At 47.7% G+C, this 22,125-nt stretch carries 16 protein-coding genes; 11 read left to right on the forward strand and 5 right to left on the reverse strand.

Translation table 11 applies throughout. The annotated features are described in order from the left end of the window. Positions 1-385: 385 nt before the first annotated feature. From ACUC6J_RS02305 to ACUC6J_RS02315, 3 genes are all read left to right on the forward strand, one after another. Complete coding sequence (locus ACUC6J_RS02305) at positions 386-3,895, forward strand: S-layer homology domain-containing protein (protein ID WP_447249691.1); 3,510 nt, start codon at positions 386-388, stop codon at positions 3,893-3,895. A gap of 160 nt (positions 3,896-4,055) precedes the next feature. Continuing rightward, entirely contained in the window at positions 4,056-7,196 is a 3,141-nt protein-coding gene (locus tag ACUC6J_RS02310; protein WP_447249692.1) for an ATP-binding protein, read from the forward strand. A gap of 158 nt (positions 7,197-7,354) precedes the next feature. Continuing rightward, positions 7,355-8,506 carry a response regulator gene (locus ACUC6J_RS02315; protein ID WP_017427207.1) on the forward strand — a complete coding sequence of 384 codons (1,152 nt, stop codon included), beginning with the start codon at positions 7,355-7,357 and terminating at the stop codon, positions 8,504-8,506. A gap of 542 nt (positions 8,507-9,048) precedes the next feature. Here the strand turns inward: ACUC6J_RS02315 and ACUC6J_RS02320 are convergent. Continuing rightward, complete coding sequence (locus tag ACUC6J_RS02320) at positions 9,049-10,818, reverse strand: alpha-glycosidase (protein ID WP_447249693.1); 1,770 nt, start codon at positions 10,816-10,818, stop codon at positions 9,049-9,051. Positions 10,819-10,968: 150 nt separating this feature from the next. Here ACUC6J_RS02320 and ACUC6J_RS02325 point away from each other — a divergent pair, with 150 nt between their 5' ends. Genes ACUC6J_RS02325 through ACUC6J_RS02345 form a run of 5 tightly spaced genes read left to right on the forward strand, consistent with a single transcriptional unit; the run spans position 10,969 to position 15,491 of the window. Then, on the forward strand, positions 10,969-11,643 hold the full coding sequence (locus ACUC6J_RS02325) for a response regulator transcription factor (protein WP_017427209.1): 675 nt from the start codon (positions 10,969-10,971) through the stop codon (positions 11,641-11,643). After that, positions 11,643-13,073, forward strand: a complete 1,431-nt coding sequence (locus tag ACUC6J_RS02330; protein WP_447249694.1) for a sensor histidine kinase — start codon at positions 11,643-11,645, stop codon at positions 13,071-13,073. The genes ACUC6J_RS02325 and ACUC6J_RS02330 overlap by 1 nt, the downstream gene beginning before the upstream one ends. 59 nt (positions 13,074-13,132) lie before the next feature. Beyond that, positions 13,133-14,050: an ABC transporter ATP-binding protein gene (locus ACUC6J_RS02335; RefSeq protein ID WP_153794591.1), complete on the forward strand. Its 918-nt coding sequence runs from the start codon at positions 13,133-13,135 to the stop codon at positions 14,048-14,050. Then, on the forward strand, positions 14,047-14,763 hold the full coding sequence (locus ACUC6J_RS02340; RefSeq protein WP_031462713.1) for an ABC transporter permease: 717 nt from the start codon (positions 14,047-14,049) through the stop codon (positions 14,761-14,763). Before ACUC6J_RS02335 ends, ACUC6J_RS02340 begins: the two co-directional genes overlap by 4 nt. Then, positions 14,763-15,491 (forward strand): ABC transporter permease, encoded by a 729-nt coding sequence (locus ACUC6J_RS02345; protein WP_017427211.1) that lies wholly within the window; start codon positions 14,763-14,765, stop codon positions 15,489-15,491. Before ACUC6J_RS02340 ends, ACUC6J_RS02345 begins: the two co-directional genes overlap by 1 nt. A gap of 106 nt (positions 15,492-15,597) precedes the next feature. On the opposite strand, the gene ACUC6J_RS02350 is transcribed toward ACUC6J_RS02345, so the two are convergent. After that, on the reverse strand, positions 15,598-16,554 hold the full coding sequence (locus tag ACUC6J_RS02350; RefSeq protein ID WP_016818814.1) for an L-lactate dehydrogenase: 957 nt from the start codon (positions 16,552-16,554) through the stop codon (positions 15,598-15,600). A 537-nt stretch (positions 16,555-17,091) separates the two neighbouring features. On the opposite strand from ACUC6J_RS02350, the gene ACUC6J_RS02355 reads away from it, so the two are divergent. The 3 genes from ACUC6J_RS02355 to ACUC6J_RS02365 all read left to right on the forward strand — a co-directional run bounded on the left by ACUC6J_RS02355 (position 17,092) and on the right by ACUC6J_RS02365 (position 19,108). After that, positions 17,092-17,907, forward strand: a complete 816-nt coding sequence (locus ACUC6J_RS02355; protein WP_153794589.1) for a MerR family transcriptional regulator — start codon at positions 17,092-17,094, stop codon at positions 17,905-17,907. 146 nt (positions 17,908-18,053) lie between these two features. After that, positions 18,054-18,875, forward strand: a complete 822-nt coding sequence (locus ACUC6J_RS02360) for a serine/threonine protein kinase (RefSeq protein WP_153794588.1) — start codon at positions 18,054-18,056, stop codon at positions 18,873-18,875. A gap of 113 nt (positions 18,876-18,988) precedes the next feature. Next, complete coding sequence (locus ACUC6J_RS02365; protein ID WP_013369112.1) at positions 18,989-19,108, forward strand: hypothetical protein; 120 nt, start codon at positions 18,989-18,991, stop codon at positions 19,106-19,108. Positions 19,109-19,283: 175 nt separating this feature from the next. Here the strand turns inward: ACUC6J_RS02365 and ACUC6J_RS02370 are convergent, their stop codons facing one another. The 3 genes from ACUC6J_RS02370 to ACUC6J_RS02380 form a co-directional block, all read right to left on the reverse strand. After that, a complete protein-coding gene (locus ACUC6J_RS02370) occupies positions 19,284-19,463 on the reverse strand; it encodes a hypothetical protein (RefSeq protein WP_153794587.1) in 180 nt (59 codons plus the stop codon). A 91-nt stretch (positions 19,464-19,554) separates the two neighbouring features. Further along, a complete protein-coding gene (gene gntK / locus ACUC6J_RS02375; protein WP_167438703.1) occupies positions 19,555-21,102 on the reverse strand; it encodes a gluconokinase in 1,548 nt (515 codons plus the stop codon). A gap of 238 nt (positions 21,103-21,340) precedes the next feature. Beyond that, a complete protein-coding gene (locus ACUC6J_RS02380) occupies positions 21,341-22,036 on the reverse strand; it encodes a GntR family transcriptional regulator (protein ID WP_031462717.1) in 696 nt (231 codons plus the stop codon). Positions 22,037-22,125 lie beyond the last annotated feature (89 nt).

Here is a 22,125-nt window from a genome sequence, read left to right on the forward strand (position 1 = left end):
TGCAAATATTTAGATTTCACCTCCTCATTTCTGATCAAGAACGCCCTATATCAATGGATAGGGCGTTCTTGTCATTTCTTATATTAGAACGGTCATAGTCATTTTCTACCGCCTCACCCATCCTCGCTAGTTCTGTCTAAATAACCATTCGCAGCAATAAATTAAATGAATACAAGCAGATTAGGCCATGTGTAGTTAGCTCCAAGTCAAGCAATATTCTACGAAACACGTTGTATAGGTCTAATTGTTCAGAATCGGTTCAGTGGGATTTCATATAATTCTTTTAGCATAGTTCCTTGGTTGCATAAATCGTAGAACTAAACATGACTAAAGCCTTTGATATAACAGGATATATGCCAATAAATAGCGTCTAGGAGTGAAAATATTGAAACTTGTAAATCGAAATAAATGGATTGCATCTGCAATGGTGCTGGGGATTGCTTCAGGCTCCATTGTATCTCTGCCTTGGATGGGTGGCGCCCAGACTGCTTATGCAGCGACAGCAGATACGCAAAGTGAAACTGGATTTGTAGCACAAGCTCGCACTTTGGGTTTGATGACAGGTGGTAATCAGGGCGATTTTATGGCACAAAAGAATTTGACCCGCGCCGAAGCGGCTAAGATTTTGTGCAGTCTGTTCCAGTTGGAAGTTAACAATCAGCCGCAAACTTCTTTTATGGACGTATCCTCGGATGCATGGGGTGCTCCCTATATTGAGGCTGTACGTGCAGCCGGGTATATGACAGGCAACGGAGAACTGTTCCGTCCGGGGGATGCCATTACCAAGGAAGAACTGATCGTATCGCTAGTACGCGCAATGGACTTGCAGGATGCAGGTAATGCGGACGCACAGCAAAATGCAGTTCAGGTAGCTCGCAATTATGGTCTATTATCAGAGGATGCTTCTGCAACAGATTTGAAAAATCCGTTGAACCGGGAGAGTGGTGCGGAAGTATTTGTTAGCCTGTTGGATCATCCAGTAGGGGAAGTGAAATCAGAGGGCAATACGGTTCGAATCGGAAATATCCCTTACCAGCTGGAAGGATCTTTGCAAGGTTTGTTCGGTGAAAATAATAAAGCGGTATTAAAAGGGGCAAAAATCGATCTTAACCGTAATTTGCGTACACTCACAGGTGTAAATAAGCTGGAAATTAACGCAGACGGTGGCGTATTTGACGGTAAGGGTGTGTCTTTTGATGGACGCCTAATCGTCAATGGTTCGGTAACCTTGAAAAACATGTCCTCCACAGGCGTATTAGAAATCAAAGGCTCAGGTACCCAGCCGGTATCAGCCATTTTGGAAAATACGACATGGTCTGGTGTTGAGCTTGGCTCTCAAGATGCACAATTGACAGCAACCGGGACGACAAAGATTGACAACTTGACGCTGAAAAATGATGCATCGATCGTGACCGAAGGTAATGCCGCGATTAGTCGTGTTTCATTGCAACAGGGACTTGGCAAGCTGTTGGTTAACGGTAGTATTGGTTTGCTGGATGCATCTCAATATGTGGGCGTTCCTTTTATTACGTTGGCTAAGGGAGCAGCAATCAGCCAGGTTAACCTGCCGGAACAAAAACAGCCACAGGATGTTATTATCAACTATAATGCGATGAAAGAAGCTGTTAGTCTCGTGAATGGTACGACGAAATCGTCCTCTACTGGAGCGGTTGTCACGGATACAGACAGCAAAGATAAGAAAAAACACAACAGTGACATTATCAGCGTAGACCGCAGTCGGCTGGAGACAGAAGTCCATGCAGCCAAAGAACTGCTGGAGCGTGCAGGCGAGGGTGGAACGGATCAAGCACTTTACCCAGCCGGAGCGAAGGAAAACCTGTCCATAGCCATCCATCAAGCTATGCTGGTACTAAACAATACAGCAGCTACACAAGTAGAAGTAGATCAAGCGCTCAGCACATTGAAACAGGACGTTTCTGTGTACACAGCCTCAGCCACAGAACCGATGATTGGAACACAGGAATTAACTAGACTGATTCAGTTAGCTTCGACTACCCTTGAACAAAACCGAATGATTGGTGACGAATTTCCGCCTCTCTGGGATGACTCACTAAGTCAAGCGATTCGATTTGGCAACAATGTGTTGGAAGGGAATGCGCCTCAGAATATTGTGGATCGGGAAGTAGAAAGCTTGGGTCGAGTAATCAAGGTATACAAAACATCAGTAAAACTCAGAGATGCCTATCTGCATTTTCTCGATGTAACGGATCGTGTGGAGAATTTGAAAACGGACAAAGCGCGTTACAAGTCCATAGTGAGGGAAGGATCAAAAGTATATCTGAATCCATTATCTACAACTGAGCAGTTGGAGGAATGGACACAAAAAATAGAAGGTGCCACAGAATCATTCCTGGCACTGCAAGCAGCGGACTTCTCAGTGCTTAAAAATACTTTACAAGAAGCGCAGGTTATCTACGATCAGAGTGGTTCTCAAAATACTGAACTAGACAACCTCATTCAGGAATATACAGAGAAGATGCACACCGCTATGACGCAGCTGGATGTATTGAACTTGAATATGGAGCTGAGTCAAAGGCTTGCGGAATTCACTGCGCCAGTGCCTGCTACAACTCGGGAAAAACTGCAGCAGCTGGTTCAAGATGTTCAACTCAAACTGCTGTCTGACCCTGTGGCTCGTAATTACTTGAATACGGAAATGATGCTTTTAGATCAACAAACAGTACAAGCCCACTTTGCACTCATTATGCCGTTTACTCCTGAGGAACAATTGGTGATCTCTTATAATCAATTAAGTCAGGCTAAAGGGACCTATATTGAAAAATATAACGAGAAAAGACTACAATTGAGAGATAAAGTCATAGAAATGCAGACAGCGATCAATGGAATTTTGATGCAAAATTCAGGCGCATTAAGCGCTGAGGCTCAGCAAGCCTTGTCTTCTGCTTCAGAGCATGCCTCCATCTTCTTGGGGTTGCCCAACTTTGAATTGCAAGACGTTGTCCCTGTATATGAGGAGTTGCAACAGGTACAGAGCCAGTATACTGCACCTATAGCGGTGGATACTATGTTGTTGAATTACAATATCAATTTGGCTAGTAACGAAGTTTTGACGTACGGCCGTCATTATACCGAGCAAGATAACGAAGAACTTCAAGGGCAAATTAATCTGGCAAACCTTGTGCTTAATAATCCGGATAGCACACAGCTGCAGGTAGACCAGGCTAACACAGATTTGATTACAGCGTTTGTGAACTACCAATCCAAATGGATCGTAACTGATCTTGATATCAATGAGATCAAGAACATTGCGAACAATCTGCTTACAGTAAATGGTACAGATCCTACGACGGTCTACTTTCACAGAGTAGTGGATGCATTCAATCGTCTGGACCCGTATTATCCTATGCCGGAAGTTAAGAAAAATTATATGAATCTGGAAGATGCGATTCAGGAGTATAAAGATTTTATAGACAGCCAGCAACAAAGTAGTGGTGGAGCAACGCCGCCAAGCGATAGCAGCGGAACAGGAAGCGGCGACAGTAGCGGTGGAGCAACGCCGCCGAGCGATAACAGCGGAACAGGAAGCGACGACAGCAGCGGTGGAGCAACGCCGCCGAGCGATAACAGCGGAACAGGAAGCGACGACAGCAATGGTAGAGCAACGCCGCCAAGCGATAGCAGCGGAACAGGAAGCGGCGAGAGCAGCGATGGAGCAACACCACCAAGCGATAACGGCGGAACAGGAAGCGACGACAGTAGCGGTGGAGCAACACCGCCAAGCGATAGCAGCGGAACAAGCAGCGACGACAGCAATGGTGGAGCAACATCGCCAAGCGATAGCAGCGGAACAGGCAGCGGCGACGGTTCAGGGTCGATTCCTGGCGGTGGCAATGATGACGGTTTGATTCCTTAATAGGAAAAGTTAGGAACTACAAGGATGTATAGAAGGGGACGATTCCGCACAGATTTTATCTGCGGCGGGCGTCCCTTTTTGTATGGACAACGCTTCTAATGTAGCTGGATAGAATAACCGATACAAAAAGATAGACGTTATTGAAAAGAGCGGGGGATTTATGAAAAAACAGGGTGTTTTATTTTTTATTATACTTCTGCTTGCGGTTGCGTTGCCGGTGTATCCGTTAGTGTCGGGTGTATTATCCGGAAACAGTCATTGGAAAGCTCACAACGGTGTTATTGATTTGCGTAATTGGGACCCCGACAAGGAAGGCGCTGTACAGTTGGGAGGAGAGTGGGAGTTTTATCCTAATCAACTTTTGCAGCCTTCATCTTTTCAGGAGACGCGAGATCAGGATTGGGAAAATCGTCGAAACTCCTCCAAATTGGGATCAGGCACCGGATCTTCCGCCAAAATTGTGGATGTGCCTGGTAGATGGAATCAGTGGATGCCTGGGGGACAGGCGACTGGATATGGAACCTATCATGTTCATGTACTGTTACCTGAAAAAGTGGAGAATCTGTACGGCATCCATATGCAAAATATTCGCAACTCTAGCCGAGTATGGATTGATGGAGCAGAGGTGGGGGCAAGCGGTATTCCCTCTGTTTCGGCCGAAAAAGGCAAACAGGGCAACGCCCCCTTTGTTGGATTTGCTGCAGTAGATGGACATGCGGCTGATATTACCGTGCATGTGGCTAATTACAGCTATTCCTCCGGCGGGATCATTTATCCGCTGCTGTTTGGGGATTATGCCAGTATTACGCATAGCCGGGAAGTAGCGATGGCGGAGGACACCGTACTGGTCGCTGGATTTTTTATCCCTACTGTATTTTTTATCATGCTGTACCTTTTGCGTAAAAAAGAGAAGGCCTTGCTTTACTTAGCATGCTTTTGCGTCGCGGCAATATTTTACATTCTGACACATGGAGAGAAGCTGCTAGTCTGGGGAATGCCGGATTTGCCTTATGAATGGATATTGAAAATTCAATCGTTCTCTTCGACGCTGTTCTACTATTTTCTGATTCGGTATGTTCATCTTACGACACAGATTGTTATGAATCGGATCGTGCTGCGTCTCTATAGTATTACAACCGCACTGATGCTGGGTATGGGGCTATTGTTGCCTACACTGGTACTCTCATCCTTTGAAACGTTTATCCTTCTTTTTGGTGTAGTCAGTGTGGGATATGTATTACTGATCCTGATTCGTGGACTTGTTCAACGTACGGACGATGCTGCACTGCTAGTCATTAGTATTATGAGCATTCTTATGATTGTGGTGACCAGTTTTGTGTATGTTCTGGGATGGGGAGATGTACGTGGGGTAACAGCCTATGAAATGCTCATATTCGTATTGGCTCAAACGCTGTTGCTGGCCAAACGTTTTGTACATTCGTTCATGGAGGTTGAGAACCTGTCACGACGTTTGCTAACCTTGGATGGGTTAAAGGACGAATTTCTGGCGAACACGTCACATGAGCTGCGTACTCCTCTACATGGAATTATTAATATCGCTCAATCCATGCTAGACCGCTATGGGACACAATTCAATGAGCCGCAAAAGCACAATTTGGCCTTGATTGCGAATGTAGGGCGCAGGCTTTCCTATTTGATTAACGATATTTTGGATTTTTCTAATTTGAAAAATGGAAGATTAGCCTTAAACCGCCGGCCTGTAAACGTACAAGCTGCAGTGAACTCTGTGCTGGAGGTATTGGGTCATTCGGTAGGTAAGAAAAAGCTCCAATTCGTCAAAGAATGGCCTAATTCGTTGCCTAAGGTGGATGCAGATGAACATCGCCTGAATCAGATCTTATACAATTTATTGGGGAATGCGATGAAGTTTACGGAGGAAGGCGAAATCGTAATCTCTGCCAAGACCAGGAACCGCGAAATGGAAATTAGTGTGAAGGATACCGGACCAGGTATTGCCCCAGACCATCTTTTGCACATCTTTGAACCTTTTAACCGAGGGGCGAATGCTGAGGACGAAGGATATAGTGGAACTGGGCTTGGGTTAGGCATAACCCGTCGTCTGGTGGAGCTGCATGGAGGCCATATCCGAGTAGAGTCCAGATTGGGTAAAGGTTCGACCTTTTATTTTACACTGCCCTTAGCGGAGACTGGTACGTCGGCACATGAAGCTCAAAAAAATGTTTTGTCTGAGGTTATATTGCAGCCTGGTGTGACCTCGAGTCAGGATGTGAATCCGCTTGAAGAAGATGGATTGGAGCAAGTGAGGAATGTTCCTTACAGAGTGCTGGCTGTAGATGATGATGAAGTTAACCTTCGGGTGTTGAAGGAGCTGTTATACACCACAGGTTGTAGTGTGGTGGCTGTGGAACATGCTGAGGAGGCGCTTCAGCTGCTGAATAGCCGTACCCGATTTGACCTAGTCATTACGGACTGGATGATGCCAGAAATGTCCGGTATTGAGCTGTGCCGACGGATTCGCGAACGGTATTCTCTCTCCGAACTACCCGTGTTGCTGCTGACGGCACGCGACCTGCCCGGCGATATCCGTGCAGGCTTCATGGCTGGAGCCAATGACTTTCTACGTAAGCCTGTTGATGCTGAGGAATTAAAGGCGCGTGTGCGCACCCTGCTGAACATGCGCCATTCGGCAGAGGAAGCGGTGCGTTCGGAAATGGCCTTTTTACAGGCACAAATCAAGCCGCACTTTCTGTACAATGCATTAAATGTCATTGTTTCGACCGTAGCGGTAGACCCGGACAAAGCAGCGGAGCTGCTTATGGAGCTGAGTCAGTATTTGCGGGGAAGCTTTGATTTTCAGAACAGGGAGAATACAGTTCCGCTATGCAAGGAACTGGAATTGGTAGAATCGTATGTGGCATTGGAAAAAGCCCGTTTTGAAGAACGTTTGCAGGTGACTATAGAGGTAGGGAGGAACATCCGGTCGCTGATCCCGCCATTAAGCATTCAGCCCATTGTGGAAAATGCAATACGACATGGTGTAATGCAGCGGGCCACAGGTGGAACGGTGCGGGTGATTGTACAAGAGGCTGGAGCCGATTTGGTGGTCAGCGTGACCGATGACGGCGTAGGGATTCCGCCAGAGCGACTGCGACACTTACTGTCGGAGGAGCATGTATCCTCCAGTGTGGGGCTGCGTAATATCCATCGCCGTCTGATCCATATGTATGGAGAAGGATTGCAGATTGAAAGCAATCCTATGCAAGGGACGACAGTAAGCTTCCGTGTGCCGGAAATGACCTTATCTCGCCCTAGTGAATGAATAAAAAATACAGTGCATCTGCCGAAAAAAGCTAATGTCGCGCCCGAGTTTATACGATATATAAAATATAAGAAATTAAAAATCGGATGGTAAAGCAGACAGCTTGGTCATGGAGCATTGTAATGGATGGTTGCAGCAGGAAGGGAGCGCGGACACAGATGAAGGCGATATTGATTGATGATGAGAGGTCGGCACTAACCTACTTGGAACGGTTGCTGGAGGCGGACGGACGATTAACGGTCATGGGCAAATATACGTCTGCACAAGCCGGGCTGGATCATCTGGCGGCAGAACGTGTGGATATTGTTTTTATAGATATCGGAATGCCGGAGATGAACGGACTGGAGGCCGCCGAGTGGATTCAACAGCTGGACTCGCATATTCATATCGTCTTTGTGACTGCGTACTCGGAATATGCTATTGAAGCATTCGAACTGCAAGCACTGGATTACTTGTTAAAACCTGTTCATGCCCGGCGGCTTAATAAAACGTTGGATCGGATTGTAGCCACGCTGGCAGATTCCCGTCCTTCCAGCTCGGTCGTCGCAGCAGAGCAATTACCCAAAGTGCGTTGTTTTCAAAGGCTTGAAATTTTGGAGGATGGACAAGGAGCTGTGGGAGCAAAGCCATTCAAATGGCGTACATTAAAGTCGCAGGAGCTATTCTCCTTTTTACTACACCATGAAGGGGAATGGGTTAGCAAGGAGCAATTGCTGGATGCGCTGTGGCCCGAATATCATTTGGACAAGGCTGTTGTTCATCTACACACGTCCATTTACCAAATTCGCAAGGCGCTGAAAGAACGGATGCAAGATACGAAGCTGGAGTACAATCTGGATCGCTATCGTTTGAACCGTAATGGCTGGGTTACAGATGTGGAGCTATTCGAGCGGGGAATTTCCGAGTGGGCGGCGTCTGGTAGCGGCGGTACGCCGCGTATCGAGAGCCTGTTGGCTCTGTACCGTGGCAATTATCTGGAGGAGCACGATTACCCATGGGCGTATGCAAAAAGAGAAAAGCTGCGCAATATGTATCTGGCATGTGCTTCAGAACTGGCTAGAGAAGAGCTCCGTTCAGGTCGTGCCCGGCAGTCCGTCCAACGCTTGCTCAACCTACAGCAGCGTGAACCTTATTCAGATGATATCTGCGGTTTGCTGCTGACTGCTTATGCCCAGCTGGGAGAGTATATAGCTGCTCAAAAGCATTATGAAAGTTTCGTCAGCTTACTGGAAGATGAGTTGGGTATTGAGCCGCAGCAGGTGACACACCAGTTGTACGTGCAATTGAAAACACAGACGCTACCTGCCTAGACTGCTGTACTGGCTCAGGTAGCCGCTCAAAAACCGCTTCAAAAGGTAATTCATTTGAAGCGGTTTTTTTGTGTGGATAAAATCATTTTAATCGCCTCTTTTCGCTATGATCGAATATTCGCCGAGACCTGTTTTCTTCAGCGGCATATGCATATAGCATATCTCTTCACAGTTAGGTCATATTGAGAGGTTTATAAAGCCACGAAGACTTAAGGAGGCCATGGCATTGGGAAAAAGGAGACGAACGGGCTTTAAGGGCAAAAGAATTAGGGTGGATGTTAGACAATCTTCATCAGCTCACACAGGACAAGGCGGTAACCCCATTTCGATCAATGCTTCGGATGTTGGGGTAGTAAGAACAGATGTCAAAAATAAATAATCAGCTTGTGCAAAAGCTACATCCTCGACGTAAAAAGATCGCCGGCAACAAATTATCTAACTTGTTCCCGGCGATCTCGTTTTTTGCCATAGTCGGCAGGTGCTTTCATCAGCATCCGCGCCTACATAACTTATGCCTTTCTTCTCGTCTTCACACCACCATCTTAAGCAGGTTTTACTGACCGGGCAGGTGCTGCCTTCAGCACAGCGTATCCGTAGGGTGGAAGCTCGACATGCAGCCCCTCCGGTCCTACGGACCACTGGCTTTCGCCAAAGGCTACCTCCCATTCCTGCTCTGGAATAGACAGTTCAAAAGTGTGATGCTCATCGGAACGGTTGAATAGCACAAGCAGCACTTCTTCGTCGCTGCGGCGCTCGTAGGCGAGTGAAGCGCCTTCCGGCTGTGCCTCCAGGAAAGTGATGCTTCCTTGATCACGAAGGACAGGGTGTGCCTTGCGAAGAGCGATCAGCTCACGATAAAAGTCGAACAGCTCGTGGTCCTGCTTATCGGTGTCCCACTCCATGCACTGGCGGCAGCCTGGATCAGCATCTCCATCCAGACCGACCTCATCGCCGTAAAAAATGCAGGGCGCACCCATGTACGTGAACTGGAACAAAGCAGCCAGCCGCATCAGTCGCTTGTCGCCCCCGCACAGTGTCAACAGGCGCGGTGTATCATGACTATCCAGCAGATTGAAGGCAACCTCGGATGCCTGTTGTGGATAGCGGGCAAGCTGTCGCCCAATGGCAAAGGCAAAGCTCTGGGCATCGGTCACTTTTTTGACGAAAAAATCATTTACCGCATAGGTGAACGGATAATTCATCGTCGCGTCGAATTGGTCGCCCTGAAGCCATTCAGACGATTCATTCCACATTTCACCCAAAATATATGCATCCGGGTTAGCCTGCTTGACTGTCGTACGGAATTCACGCCAAAAGGCGTGATCCACCTCGTCTGCCACGTCCAGCCTCCAGCCGTCGATACCGATCTCTTCAATCCAATGTTTTGCCACATTCAGTAGGTACTCTTTTACCTCAGGATGCTCTGTGTTCAGCTTGGGCATCATCGGTTCCAGCCCGAATGTATCGTAGGTCGGTGTGCCATCGTTCACTTCCAGTGGAAAGCTATGGACATGGAACCAGTCCTTATAAGGAGAGGCTTCACCTTTCTCCAGTACGTCAACGAATGGCTTAAAAGTACGCCCCGAGTGGTTGAACACCGCATCGAGCAGGACCCTGATTCCCCGCTCATGGCAGGCCTCGACCAGTTTTTTTAATATCTCCTTGTCCCCAAAGTGCGGATCTACCTCCATGTAATCCTCAGTATCGTATTTATGATTGGTCGTCGCCTTGAAGACAGGGGTCATATATATGGCGTTAATCCCCAACTCGCTCAGATGATCCAGATGATCCAGAATTCCTTGTAAATCACCACCGAAAAAATTGTCCTTTTGCGGTGTGCCCCCCCAGGGTTCAGCACCTTCCGGGCTAATGGAGGGGTCACCATTGGCAAAACGTTCCGGGAAAATCTGATAAAAAACAGCATCCTTCACCCATGCAGGTGGCTTCAATATATCAATCGGATTTAGAAACGGGTATTGAAACAGACTGTCTGCATTTTGGGGTTCCTCGGTGGTGAAATCGTTCTCGTTCATCCAAATTCGTTCCTCGCCATCTTCCAGCAAAAATCCATATTTCAGCCGACGGTGAGTAGGCTTTACAGTACATTCGTAGTAATCGAACCTGCCATCGGTGGCAAATTTAGACATCGGAATAAGCTGCCGAGTACGATCCCAGTCGTACTTATCTACGGTAAGAACGTGAACAGCAGTCAGGTCATTTTTCTTTGTACGGAGCCGTAAAATTATCGTTTCATCATCATAACCAAAAGCCCAATTACGTTTCGGGTGGTGGTATATCGCTTCCAGCAGCATCAGATAGGCCTCCTTGTTCACCTGCATTCAAATTTGAAATTGTGAAGCGTATGTCGTATAAGGTAGTTATTAACCTTTTTAAGTGGGTTATGTACCATAACTGCTATAATGCCCATTACATAAAAGAAAAACGATAAGTAGGTGTCTATTATGAAAACAAATGTGCTATACATCGAAGATGATCAAGATATTGGTGCTTGGACGCATCAGTATTTGGAAGAGCGGAATTACGCTGTAACCTGGCTTCGCAGTGGGGATGGAGCTGTGGAAGCAGCTCGCGCGTGCCGACTCGTGATTTTGGATGTGATGTTACCCGGCCTGGATGGGTTCACCATTGGGAAGCGGCTCAAGAAAGAGTACCCGGAGCTTCCCATCCTCATGTTGTCTGCCCGTACGTCCATTGATGATAAGTTACAAGGACTGGATTTTGCTGACGATTATGTGACAAAGCCCTTTCACCCCGACGAACTCATAGCACGTATGGAGATTTTGCTGCGGCGATCAGGAAGCGTGTCCGAAGAATCTTTACAACTGGGGCATCTGTCTGTGTTTCCTCCAGATAATCGTATTGTGAATCGTGATACCGGGGAGGAAATTACGCTGACAGGAAAGCAGTATCATATTTTTGCTTATTTGCTGCGGCATTTGGGCCAGATTATGACGAAGGAACAAATGTATGAGGCAGTCTGGGGAGATCCGTATATCGACGGAGACAAAACTTTAATGGTCCACATTCGGCACTTACGGGAAAAGCTGGAGATTGATCCTGCGGCACCCCGCATCATTGAGACGATCCGTGGTGTAGGTTATCGGGTGAAAGCATAATGAACGGTATGCGTAAGAGGTGGGTATGGTGGCGTCGCAGTTCCCGTCCAGCCCAGAGAGGGCGGTTTCGTAATTCACTGTTGTTCCGCTATTTGGTCATTATTGTGTTGGCTATGATGTTGTTGCCCATTGTATTGCCTGTTACAACCTTGATATATAGCATACTGTTGAATTTGCAGACGGATATCAAGCCTAAGAATCCTTACTATCCCTCTACGACCCAAACTGAACATAGCTGGCATCGAGAAGCTATCGCCTTGAAGGGAGCTAGTCCAGAGCAAATTTCAGCCCATCTGCGCAAAATACAGCAGGATATGTTTCCAGATTCACAAATATTTTGGGTCGATACCGCAGGGTTAACCAGACTGGAGCTACCGACACAACCTACCATTCCAAAACAATGGAGTGCGGCGCAAGCTATAGCTTTTATGAAGCAAGCCAGCTCTGAGGGACCGTTTACAGTCGTGGCCTTTATTGGCGGGGGCAAGGATGATGTGAATCAGGGCTATATGGTGTTAAAAGTACCCCGTTCGTTCTTTGAAAAGTCGTCTAATGAAAATGGCATGTTGATGTACTATCTTCTTTTTATTTTATTGGTTCTGGGGGCTTTTATATTCGTATCGCTTCTGTTTTTTGGAGGCATTCGGCGGAGACTGCTGCGGCTTCAGGCCGCCATGTCACAGCGAGGAGAGGATGGATTGCCCATCCTCGTTGCTACCGGACGCCCGGATGAAATCGGCAAACTGGAAGAGTCGTTTAATCGGATGGTTGAACAGTTGGCAGAGAGTCGAGGACGTGAGCGTCAGGAGGAGGAACTGCGGAAGAGACTAGTCGCCGATCTGTCACACGATATTCGAACACCACTTACGGTTGTGCGCAGCCATCTGTATACCCTGGATGCGGAAAATCTCAGCAGCAAAGGGAAGCAGTCGATTACACTGATGGAAAATAAGTTAAAGGACCTTGGGAGTCTGATCGACAACTTGCTAACCTATAATCTGCTATCCAGTGGCAAATACACCATGAATAACGAGCCGCGTGATATCTTGCGGCTGGTGCGCGAGTGTGCAGCCAGCTGGTACCCAGTGTGGGAAAAGGAAGGCTTTGAAGTGAATATCGACCTGCCTGAGCATAGTTTGGTATGGAATGTCGATGAGCAAGGCTTCCGCCGTCTGCTGGACAATCTTTTTCAAAATGTAGTTCGGCATGCCGCCTCCGGTCGATATATCGGTATTCAAGTACAGAAGGATAACGGAAGAGAGGCATTGGTCATCACAGATAAAGGCCCGGGAATGGAGCAGCAATCCAGTGAAAAAGGAGCTGGAATTGGCCTGGCGATTACAGAGCTTTTGGCGCGCGAAATGAATTTGGAGAGGGAGATTTCTAGTTCATCAGCCGGGACGCAAATCCGTTTTTTAAACAAAACTTAAACTCAGAGTTCCCTTGGCTTTAAACTTGGCACGTTACGATAGGTGTCGAGGTGAGGAACTTGAACGAAACAATTATTGAAACGAACAGTCTCAGCAAAATATACAAAGGCCGCGCCGCGGTTAATCAGCTGGACCTGAAAATAGCACGGGGAGATATTTACGGATTTCTCGGTCCCAATGGAGCAGGGAAAACGACAACAATCCGCATGCTGCTTGGGCTTATTCGCCCAACTCGAGGAACGATCCGTATATTCGGCAAAGATATCCGCAGACATAGACTCGATATTTTGCGTAAAGTCGGTTCGTTGGTAGAGTATCCTTCATATTATGGTCATTTGAACGCCATCGAAAATCTGGAGGCTATCCGTCGTATTTTGAATGTGCCGAAAGAGAACATTGCGGAAGTATTGGAGGTCGTTCGCCTGACCAAGCACGCCAAACGCTCGGTTAAAGGCTACTCGCTGGGCATGAAGCAGAGACTTGGTATCGCAGCAGCCCTGCTCGGCAATCCCGAAGTGCTAATTCTGGACGAGCCCACGAATGGCTTGGACCCCGAGGGCATTCAAGAAATGCGCGAATTGATACAGGCGATGCCCAAGCAGCGGGGGATCACTGTACTGGTATCCAGCCATCTGCTGAGTGAGGTAGAGCATATGGCTAATACCGTCGGCATTATCCGTGAAGGACAGCTGGTCTTCCAAAATACAATTCACAATCTCCGACAAGAGTCCGCAGGGGGGATTCGGATCGTAGTATCGGAGCCGGAAGCAGCCCAATTCATTGCACGTGAGCAGGGCTACCATTCAGTGATGAACGGGGCAGCGCTGGATTTTGACAACATGAATGACGCGGCTGTTGCGCTGCTGGTCAGAAGATTGGTGGAAAACACACATGCTGTATATCGTGTGGAGGAACGCCGCAAATCGCTGGAGGATATGTTCATGCAGGTGGTGGGCAAAGGAGGGGGCTCCTTATGATGCTGCGAGCGCTGACAGCGGATCTGCTCAAAGCACGCAGAAAGGGAATATGGTTCCTGGTATTCCTCGGTCCCCTTGGGCTGGTGGCCATGCAGGGACTGAATTTCGGACTCCGCTATGATTATCTGATTCCGCGATACAAGGGTCGCTTATGGGAAAGCTTGATGGATAACATCGCGTTGTTTGTCCCCCTTGCGCTGGTGCTTGGAGCTACGATGGTCGCTTCCATGTTGGCGAATGTGGAGCATACATCTAACTCCTGGAAGCAGCTGCTGGCTTTGCCTATTTCCAAATTTAGTGTTTATATGGCAAAGCTAACATTAGCCATTGGAATGCTGTGCGTGTCCTGCCTACTTTTGACAATTGGGACTTGGACATTAGGAATGCTTCTTGGCTTTGGGGGAGAGCCTGCACCGATAGGGGAGCTACTGCGGCTCGGATTTTGGCCCTTGGGCGGCACGCTGCCTATACTCGTATTGTTGTTGTGGCTAACGGTCACGTTCCATAATCAAGCGCTACCTGTAACACTGGGCATTACGTTAGGCATTGGGAGCTTGTTTGCTTCCCAGTTGTCCGAATGGTTTCCGCTGGCTTGGCCGCAATTCGCATGGGTTGCGCCACAAGCGTGGATATTTGCGTCCATCGGATGCGGAACAGGTGCAATTCTCAGCCTGCTGACTGCAGCTCATTTTAGTCGAAAGGATGTGGCGTAATGCTTGGAGGATACGTGCGGCTACTTTCTGTCGAACGCATGAAAATAGCAAAATCGCCCGTCTGGCTGCTCGCGCTCGTCAGTCCAGCGATTGCCGTCCTGATTGGTTTGCTGGCGAATCCGGGAGGAAACTGGCTGTTGCTGCTGGCTGCTATGCTTACAATACATGCGATGCTGTTTCTGCCGATGCTGACCGCCGTGTTTGGGTCTCTTGTCTGTCGTTTTGAGCATGGAGGTGGCGGCTGGAAGCAACTGATGTCGTTGCCGTTGTCTCGCACGGGGTTGTACGCAGCCAAGCTGACCATCATCATGGCTATGGTCGGACTGACTCAGCTGCTGTTTGGAGGAGCGCTGCTGGGTGTTGGAGCTGTGCAGGGGATGAACGGACCGATCCCTTGGGCCGTGATCGCCCAAAGCCTGCTTGCAGGCTGGGTTGCTTGTCTGCCGCTGGCTGCCCTGCAGCTGATGGTGTCCTTTTTGTGGTCTAGCTTTGCTGCACCGCTTGCTTTGAATTTCGTCTTCACCGTGCCCAATATGCTGGTCGCCAACTCTCAGACCTATGGTCCATACTATCCATGGACACAGCCTCTATTGGCGATGATGCCGAGTGGGGGAGACAATTTCGGGGCGTTCATGGTGCCAACGGATACACTGTTGATGGTGGTACTGGGTAGCTTTGTCGTGTTTGCGTTTGCTGGCCTGATGATATTTCGTTATAAAGAGATATAAGACGAAATGTGGAAACTGCAAAAGCTCCTTATCCTAAAAAGAGGGTAAGGAGCTTTTTTGCTGTGCTGCAGGTTCGTGTTCTGAATAAGACACTTACTCTATGGGCTTACACTAAGCCTGAAATAGCACGAATATTATCGCTGATCAGACGGCAAGAGGCGTCAAACTTGGCTTGTTCTTCTGGACTCAGCTCAAGCTCGATGACCTCCTGAATTCCTCTACTGCCGATGATTGCTGGAACGCCCGTGCAGACATCAGTGTGACCGTACTCGCCGTCCAATACGGCAGAGATCGCTATAATTTTACCATCGTCATTCAAAATGGAACGGGTAATGTACGCCAGCGCATTGGCAATACCAAAATAAGTGGCACCTTTGCGGGTGAAAATCTCCCAACCGGCATCCCTTGTTTTACGGGCGATGTCATCCAGATCAACGTGTCTGAATCGTTCCTTATGCTGACGCAAAATGTGCAAGAGCGGCTTGCCGCCAATCGTAACGTGAGACCAGGCCACGAATTGCGATTCGCCATGCTCGCCCAAGGCATACCCCTGTACACTGCGTGGATCTATGGAAAACACCTCAGAAAGCAACGTCTTGAGCCGGGATGAGTCGATAGAGGTGCCCGTGCCGATCACCTTGTTGCGCGGCAGACCGGATATACTCTGCACCAGATAAGTAACAATGTCGACAGGATTAGCGGCAATAACGAAAATACCGTCGAAACCGCCCTCCATAATAGCTGTTACAATCTCTCTGGTGATATGCACGGCATCGTCCAATACAGATAGGCGGTCTTGACCCGGTTTAGGATTGGACCCAGCCGTTATAATCACAACATCCATATCCGTGCAGTCTGCATATGTGCCTGCACGGACCTTGGTGCGTGTAGACGTAAAATCCATACAATGGGACAGATCCAGTGCATGGGCCAAAGCCCGGTCATACGTGCGGTCAATCATCATGATTTCGTCACAAATGGACTGATTGACCATTGAGTAGGCACAGCTCGAACCGACCATTCCCGCGCCGACGATCGCTACTTTCCTTGCCTTCCCCTTCATTTATGTTTCCTCCTCGTTCCAACGAACGTTAATATGCTACAAATTATGCCTGAAATCCATTTTACGTTACATAACATAACATATTGCTGATCTTTTGAAAATATCCATTTTTTTGTCCTCATTCCGATAAATTAAAAAAGAACGGTGAATAGGGGGAGCAATTTAGGATTAATCAAAGAATAAGTGTAGATTATCCATATTCTTTTATTGGAAGACAGGATGTAAGGTATCTATTTATTTATAAGTGGTTTCCGTATAAATCATAACATGAGCCATATTCATGGAAGAAAAGTTTACGTAATAATATTGGGAGTATGACATTTATGTGACGTTTCTTAACGAGTCTCAAGAGTATACAGTGCAGGAGCATTCTTAGCGATGTCGCTTCTTGTATGTTTTTAAATTATTCGTTTATGACAAAGGTTCTTAGCAGTCTGCAATATTAGAACTATTTTGCCAAAGGATTTCCAATGGTTTCCGCGAATCCTACATATACAAGCTTTTTCTTTCCATACCATCCGGGGAGGTAATGATTAAATGGAAGAAAGCAAGTCGACGACGGAAGCAGCAAAGCAACTGGGAATCGGGGCGAGTACCCTTCGTAAATATGCAGCGGCGCTGGAGGAACAGGGATATGTGTTTCAGCGTTCCGCTAATCAGTCAAGAATGTTCAGTTCAGAGGATGTTGAGTGCTTGAAGGTGATGCGGAGAGCGTTGCGTGAGCAGCATATGACGATGGAGCAATCCGTTCAGGTGGTACTTGAGAGAATAACCGCTCCCTTCCAACTGGAGGATGAAGAATTCCGCTTGCCACCCATCTCGGATGCTGAGTCACTGACTGCAACCTGGCAAGAAATAATGGCGGCGGCTGAGGGTAGAGAAGAGACGGTCATACAGGAGCAAGCTGCTGCTATGGTTGAGCTGACAGAGTTACAGGATGAAATGAATGTTCCGGAGCTATCAGAGGAACCCATGCAGTCGCAGGAACAGTTCCAGACTTTGACCCCAACCATGGAGTATAGATTGGAGCAAGCACCTGTATCCGTACAAACGCAGGAGTCCATAGAGCCACAAGAACTGGCGCAGATGCAGGATATGGTGCAAACCGCTTTGTTGGAAATGCGGAGCCGTTTGGAGGAACTGGAAGCAGAGCACAGCCGTTTGGTGGAGAAGAATGTTAGCTTATCTAACCAACTAGAGGACCATAAACGTTGGATGAAAGAAAGGGTCGAGGAAGAACGGGATCGGCAGTTAATCACTAATCTACGTACCTATCAGGGCCGGCAACGCAAAACGCGCAGTTCGCTGTTGTCCTGGCTCGGTCTGACACCACGTAGCCGCAGAGAGGCATAACGATCATTATCTTGTCTAATAAGACCATCAGACCTACCCGGCTCTGATGGTCTTTTGGCGTGGATGATATAATAACGGAATACAAGAATACGAGGACAAGTCGCATAGGAAACGTGGCTGCGGCATGTATAGGAAAGGATCTAAGTATGTTTGCTTGGTTGAGGAACATTTATGAATCATGGATAGATTATCCCAAACAGCCTGGTGATTTGCTGAGCGGACGTTATTGTGTTCGTTCGCTTTTAGGCATGGGTAGCTATGGTCTAACCTACCTCTGTCTGGATCGGCACAGCGGACAGGAGGTGGCGGTAAAACTGCCCAGACCGAGCAAACGAGCGCAGGCAGTTCAGCTATTGCAGCGCGAGGCTCACATTATACGAAAGATGGAGCACCCTTATATTCCAAAGTTGCTTGAAATTGACCAACATTCGGACGGAATGTATATGGTCATGGAATACGTCTCCGGTATGACCTTGGAAGAGCTTATCTTTGAACAGGAGCGTTCCTTTACGGAACAGGAATGTATCGTCTACATTTTAGAGTTAATGGAGCGAGTTCTGCATGTGCATGAACGGGGATACATCCATCGCGATATCCGTATTCCTAACGTAATTCACCGCGAAGGGAAGCCGTACCTAATCGACTTTGGGCTTGCTTTGGCCGTGGGAGAACGACAGGAGGATGTATTCACCGAAGCCATGCTGGAAAAGCGCGCACCTGAGCGACAAGATGTCGCCTTCTACAGCGATTTGTATGATGTCGGGCATTTCATGCTTTTTATGCTGTATAGCAATTATGAGCCTCAGCCGGATCAACCCCCTGGAAGCTGGCAGGAAGAATTAATGCTGAGTCAACCTGTGCGTCATATACTGGAGCGGCTTTTTCAAATTCGTCCACGTTATGAACATAGTCGACAGTTTATGCAGGAGTTGGAGGAAGCATTGTTGCAGTTAGAGGTTAATCCATAACTTTAATCCCTAAAAATAAACAGGCATTCGCCGCAAAAATGGGGGAATGCCCCTTACGCATTTGACTAGGTCTACATACAATGATCCTGAAATGAGCGAAGGGAGTGTTGTAAATGAGTCATATGTGTGGAGTAGGCGGTATGGGTTGCGGCGTAGGAGCCTGGACCTCTGTAGGAGCGATTCTGGTACTGTTTATTTTGTTGGTGATTATCTCTAAAACCCTATTTCTGTAATTTCGGTTATAGCCGATTTCCTGTAAAATGCACTGATGTTGCTCTGCGTAACGAAGGGCGCACAACAATAAAGCGAAGGCCCTTGATGAGAAGGGGCTTCGCTTTATAAGCTTAAGGAGCCTGTGGCTTGCTTCTTGTGTTACGTTGTACTCCGCCACTGCTTTTTGTTGTGTGGCTAGGAACTGGAGTAGTGACGGCGTTTATCCTTGTAATATCGGTGACCGTTATGACTGTTCTTGTATCCGTCTGATGAAGAATGGCGTCTACGGTCGTAATAACGCTCTGAGCTGCTGTATCGCCGCTTATGGGAATGAGAGGTGGAATGTAGCAGGCGGTGCAGTAATTTTTTGAGCATCGTCTAATCCTCCTTCTTATCCTATCCAACTGACATAGACAGGTCTTATAAAACGATAATACGCAACAGTGTTAGAACAGGTTCCATTAATTTAAGACTGTAGGGACTTGGCCTGAAATTCTGCAATATCCTTGAACTCTTCTTCAAATTTACGTGAAATGCGAATATAGATCGGCAGTAAATCGCGATAGATATCTACGTGCTCTGCCGCAGGTTTATGCTGATGAGTGGTGCCGATCATACCGGATACTGCATCTAGCGAATCAATTCGTCCTAACGCGTACAAGCCTAGAATAGCTGCACCTAGACATGAGCTTTCCAGACTTTCGGGAATAATGACTTCCTGATCAAAAATATCCGCCATGAGTTGTCTCCACAGCTCCGAGCGTGCAAATCCACCCGTGGCATGAATGACAGACGGTCTGTCGATGACTTCCTCCATAGCGAGCATGACTGTATACAGATTGAACAGTACACCTTCCAGTGCGGCGCGAATCATATGCTCTTTTTTGTGCCGCAGGGACAGGCCGAAGAAAGAGCCACGCGCATTTGGGTCCCACAGAGGAGCGCGTTCGCCAGATAGATACGGAAGGAAAAGCAGACCGTCCGAGCCTGGACGTACCTGTTCTGCGATTTGGGTCAGCACATGATACGGATCAATTCCTAAGCGTTTGGCAGTTTCCACCTCAGAGGCTGCAAATTCATCCCGTATCCAGCGGAACACGATACCGCCGTTGTTCACCGGGCCGCCGATGACCCACAGCTTTTCGGTCAAGGCATAACAGAAAAAGCGCCCCTTCGCATCTGTGAGAGGCTTATCAACTACAGTACGGATGGCTCCGCTGGTGCCGATGGTAACAGCGACAACTCCAGGTTTGATTGCATTCACACCGAGGTTGGACAAGACACCGTCACTGGCTCCGAGCACAAAAGGGGTCGTCTCCAGCAGGCCCATGTCATGTGCATAGGCTGCGTCCAGTCCTTTTAGCACATGAGTTGTCGGCACCAGCTCGGACAACTGCTCCTTCGTCACACCTGCAATAGTGAGCGCTTCCTCGTCCCAATCCAGCTGCTTCAAATTCATGAGTCCGGTAGCAGAGGCGATCGAGTGATCCACGACATATTGGTGGAATAACCGGGCAAAGACATATTCCTTTATAGAAATGAACTTGTACGTCTGGGCCGCAACATCCGGTAAATCTCGTGTAATCCACATCAGTTTTGTCAGCGGTGACATGGGGTGAATGGGCGTTCCCGTGCGTAAGTAAATATCGTGTCCATTGTATTTATGTTTGAGCGCTTCAGCCCATTTGGCACTACGATTATCTGCCCACGTGATGGAGGCGGTCAGTGGTTTACCGTTCTTGTCCACCGCCAGTACGCTGTGCATAGCCGAACTAAAGGAGACGAACAGCACATGTTCGGCGGGTACTCCGCTTTGTGTCATGACCTCTTGCACCGTCTCTACGACAGCTTTGAGAATATCTTCAGGGTCCTGTTCTGCCGCATCTGGCTCAGGTGTATGGAGTAGATAGCCCACATGATGCTGCGCGGCAATATTGCCGTTTTCTTCAAAAAGCACTGCCTTGGTACTGGTCGTGCCAATATCGACGCCGATCATATATCGGGTTTCAGTCATATTCATTCTCTCCTTCACTTACCTTATTAGCTATTATCGTTAAATTAACACATCCAGCAGTATAATCAAACCGAATGCGACTAGGGAGAGGATGGTTCCATAACATTCAAAGAGTAAAGGTGCTAATATGTATAGTTAATTGTATACTTGTCGACAATCCAGTCTGAAAAGAGAACCGCGTCAGTTCGAGTGGGCATAAAGACGCGATACATTTGGCTCTTTGTCGGGTATGTTCCGGCTAGGATAATGTTCTTCTATAGGGGGACAAAACGCTATCGTTAACCGCGTTGCGAGTGTCTCGGTAATGTTCCTCAATGACTCGGGATAATTCTTGATCATTTCCTTGTTTTAAAGCATTTGCAAAGGTGCGGTGCTTGTGAATCGTGACTTGAGATTCTTCGATGTTAGACGCAAAACGTTGTTCTGTCGCAGCCAGCATAACCGTCAGGATCAACTGTCTCATGCCATTCCAGGTATGGAGAATACGGGTATGGCCTGCTTCCAGAACCAGAGCTTCATGAAAATTAAAATCCTGAAGAGAAAATTCAGCGATATCTCTGTGCTTGAGAGCGACTTCCATTTTGTCGATCATCTGATTTAAAGTGTTTACCAATATGGTATTATCCCTATGTACATACCTTTGAACAACAAAATGCTCAATCAGCATTCGTACGTCGAATAGCTCCTCCATATCATCGGGTGTCATGCCGATCACAACCGCCCCCATGCGCTCCAAGCGGATAAGTCCTTCGCTTGAGAGCACTTTCATGGCTTCACGCACAGGAGAACGGCTGGTACCAAAATCGGTAGCAATCTGATTTTCAGATAGAACAGTGCCGGGTGTCTGCATACCACGTATAATCTGAAGTCGGAGTTCGCAAGCAATCCTCTCTCCAAGCGATGCGCCCTGTAACCAGGTTGTTGGATATTTCATAGAATACTCCTATCTTGCAAATAATTTTGCATACTTGTATACAAATTATGGAGTATTATAAACCCCGTTTAAGCCCTTGTAAACGGTAT

It is taken from the genome of Paenibacillus sp. JJ1683, assembly GCF_053006485.1.

Bases quoted from the DNA above. Each gene is read 5' to 3' on its own strand.
- ACUC6J_RS02340 (WP_031462713.1), top strand. From the start codon at position 14,047: ATGATGCTGCGAGCGCTGACAGCGGATCTGCTCAAAGCACGCAGAAAG.
- ACUC6J_RS02350 (WP_016818814.1), bottom strand. From the start codon at position 16,554: ATGAAGGGGAAGGCAAGGAAAGTAGCGATCGTCGGCGCGGGAATGGTC.
- gntK (WP_167438703.1), bottom strand. From the start codon at position 21,102: ATGACTGAAACCCGATATATGATCGGCGTCGATATTGGCACGACCAGT.
- ACUC6J_RS02380 (WP_031462717.1), bottom strand. From the start codon at position 22,036: ATGAAATATCCAACAACCTGGTTACAGGGCGCATCGCTTGGAGAGAGG.
- ACUC6J_RS02355 (WP_153794589.1), top strand. From the start codon at position 17,092: ATGGAAGAAAGCAAGTCGACGACGGAAGCAGCAAAGCAACTGGGAATC.
- ACUC6J_RS02325 (WP_017427209.1), top strand. From the start codon at position 10,969: ATGAAAACAAATGTGCTATACATCGAAGATGATCAAGATATTGGTGCT.
- ACUC6J_RS02310 (WP_447249692.1), top strand. From the start codon at position 4,056: ATGAAAAAACAGGGTGTTTTATTTTTTATTATACTTCTGCTTGCGGTT.
- ACUC6J_RS02370 (WP_153794587.1), bottom strand. From the start codon at position 19,463: ATGCTCAAAAAATTACTGCACCGCCTGCTACATTCCACCTCTCATTCC.
- ACUC6J_RS02330 (WP_447249694.1), top strand. From the start codon at position 11,643: ATGAACGGTATGCGTAAGAGGTGGGTATGGTGGCGTCGCAGTTCCCGT.
- ACUC6J_RS02315 (WP_017427207.1), top strand. From the start codon at position 7,355: ATGAAGGCGATATTGATTGATGATGAGAGGTCGGCACTAACCTACTTG.
- ACUC6J_RS02365 (WP_013369112.1), top strand. From the start codon at position 18,989: ATGAGTCATATGTGTGGAGTAGGCGGTATGGGTTGCGGCGTAGGAGCC.
- ACUC6J_RS02360 (WP_153794588.1), top strand. From the start codon at position 18,054: ATGTTTGCTTGGTTGAGGAACATTTATGAATCATGGATAGATTATCCC.
- ACUC6J_RS02345 (WP_017427211.1), top strand. From the start codon at position 14,763: ATGCTTGGAGGATACGTGCGGCTACTTTCTGTCGAACGCATGAAAATA.
- ACUC6J_RS02320 (WP_447249693.1), bottom strand. From the start codon at position 10,818: ATGCTGCTGGAAGCGATATACCACCACCCGAAACGTAATTGGGCTTTT.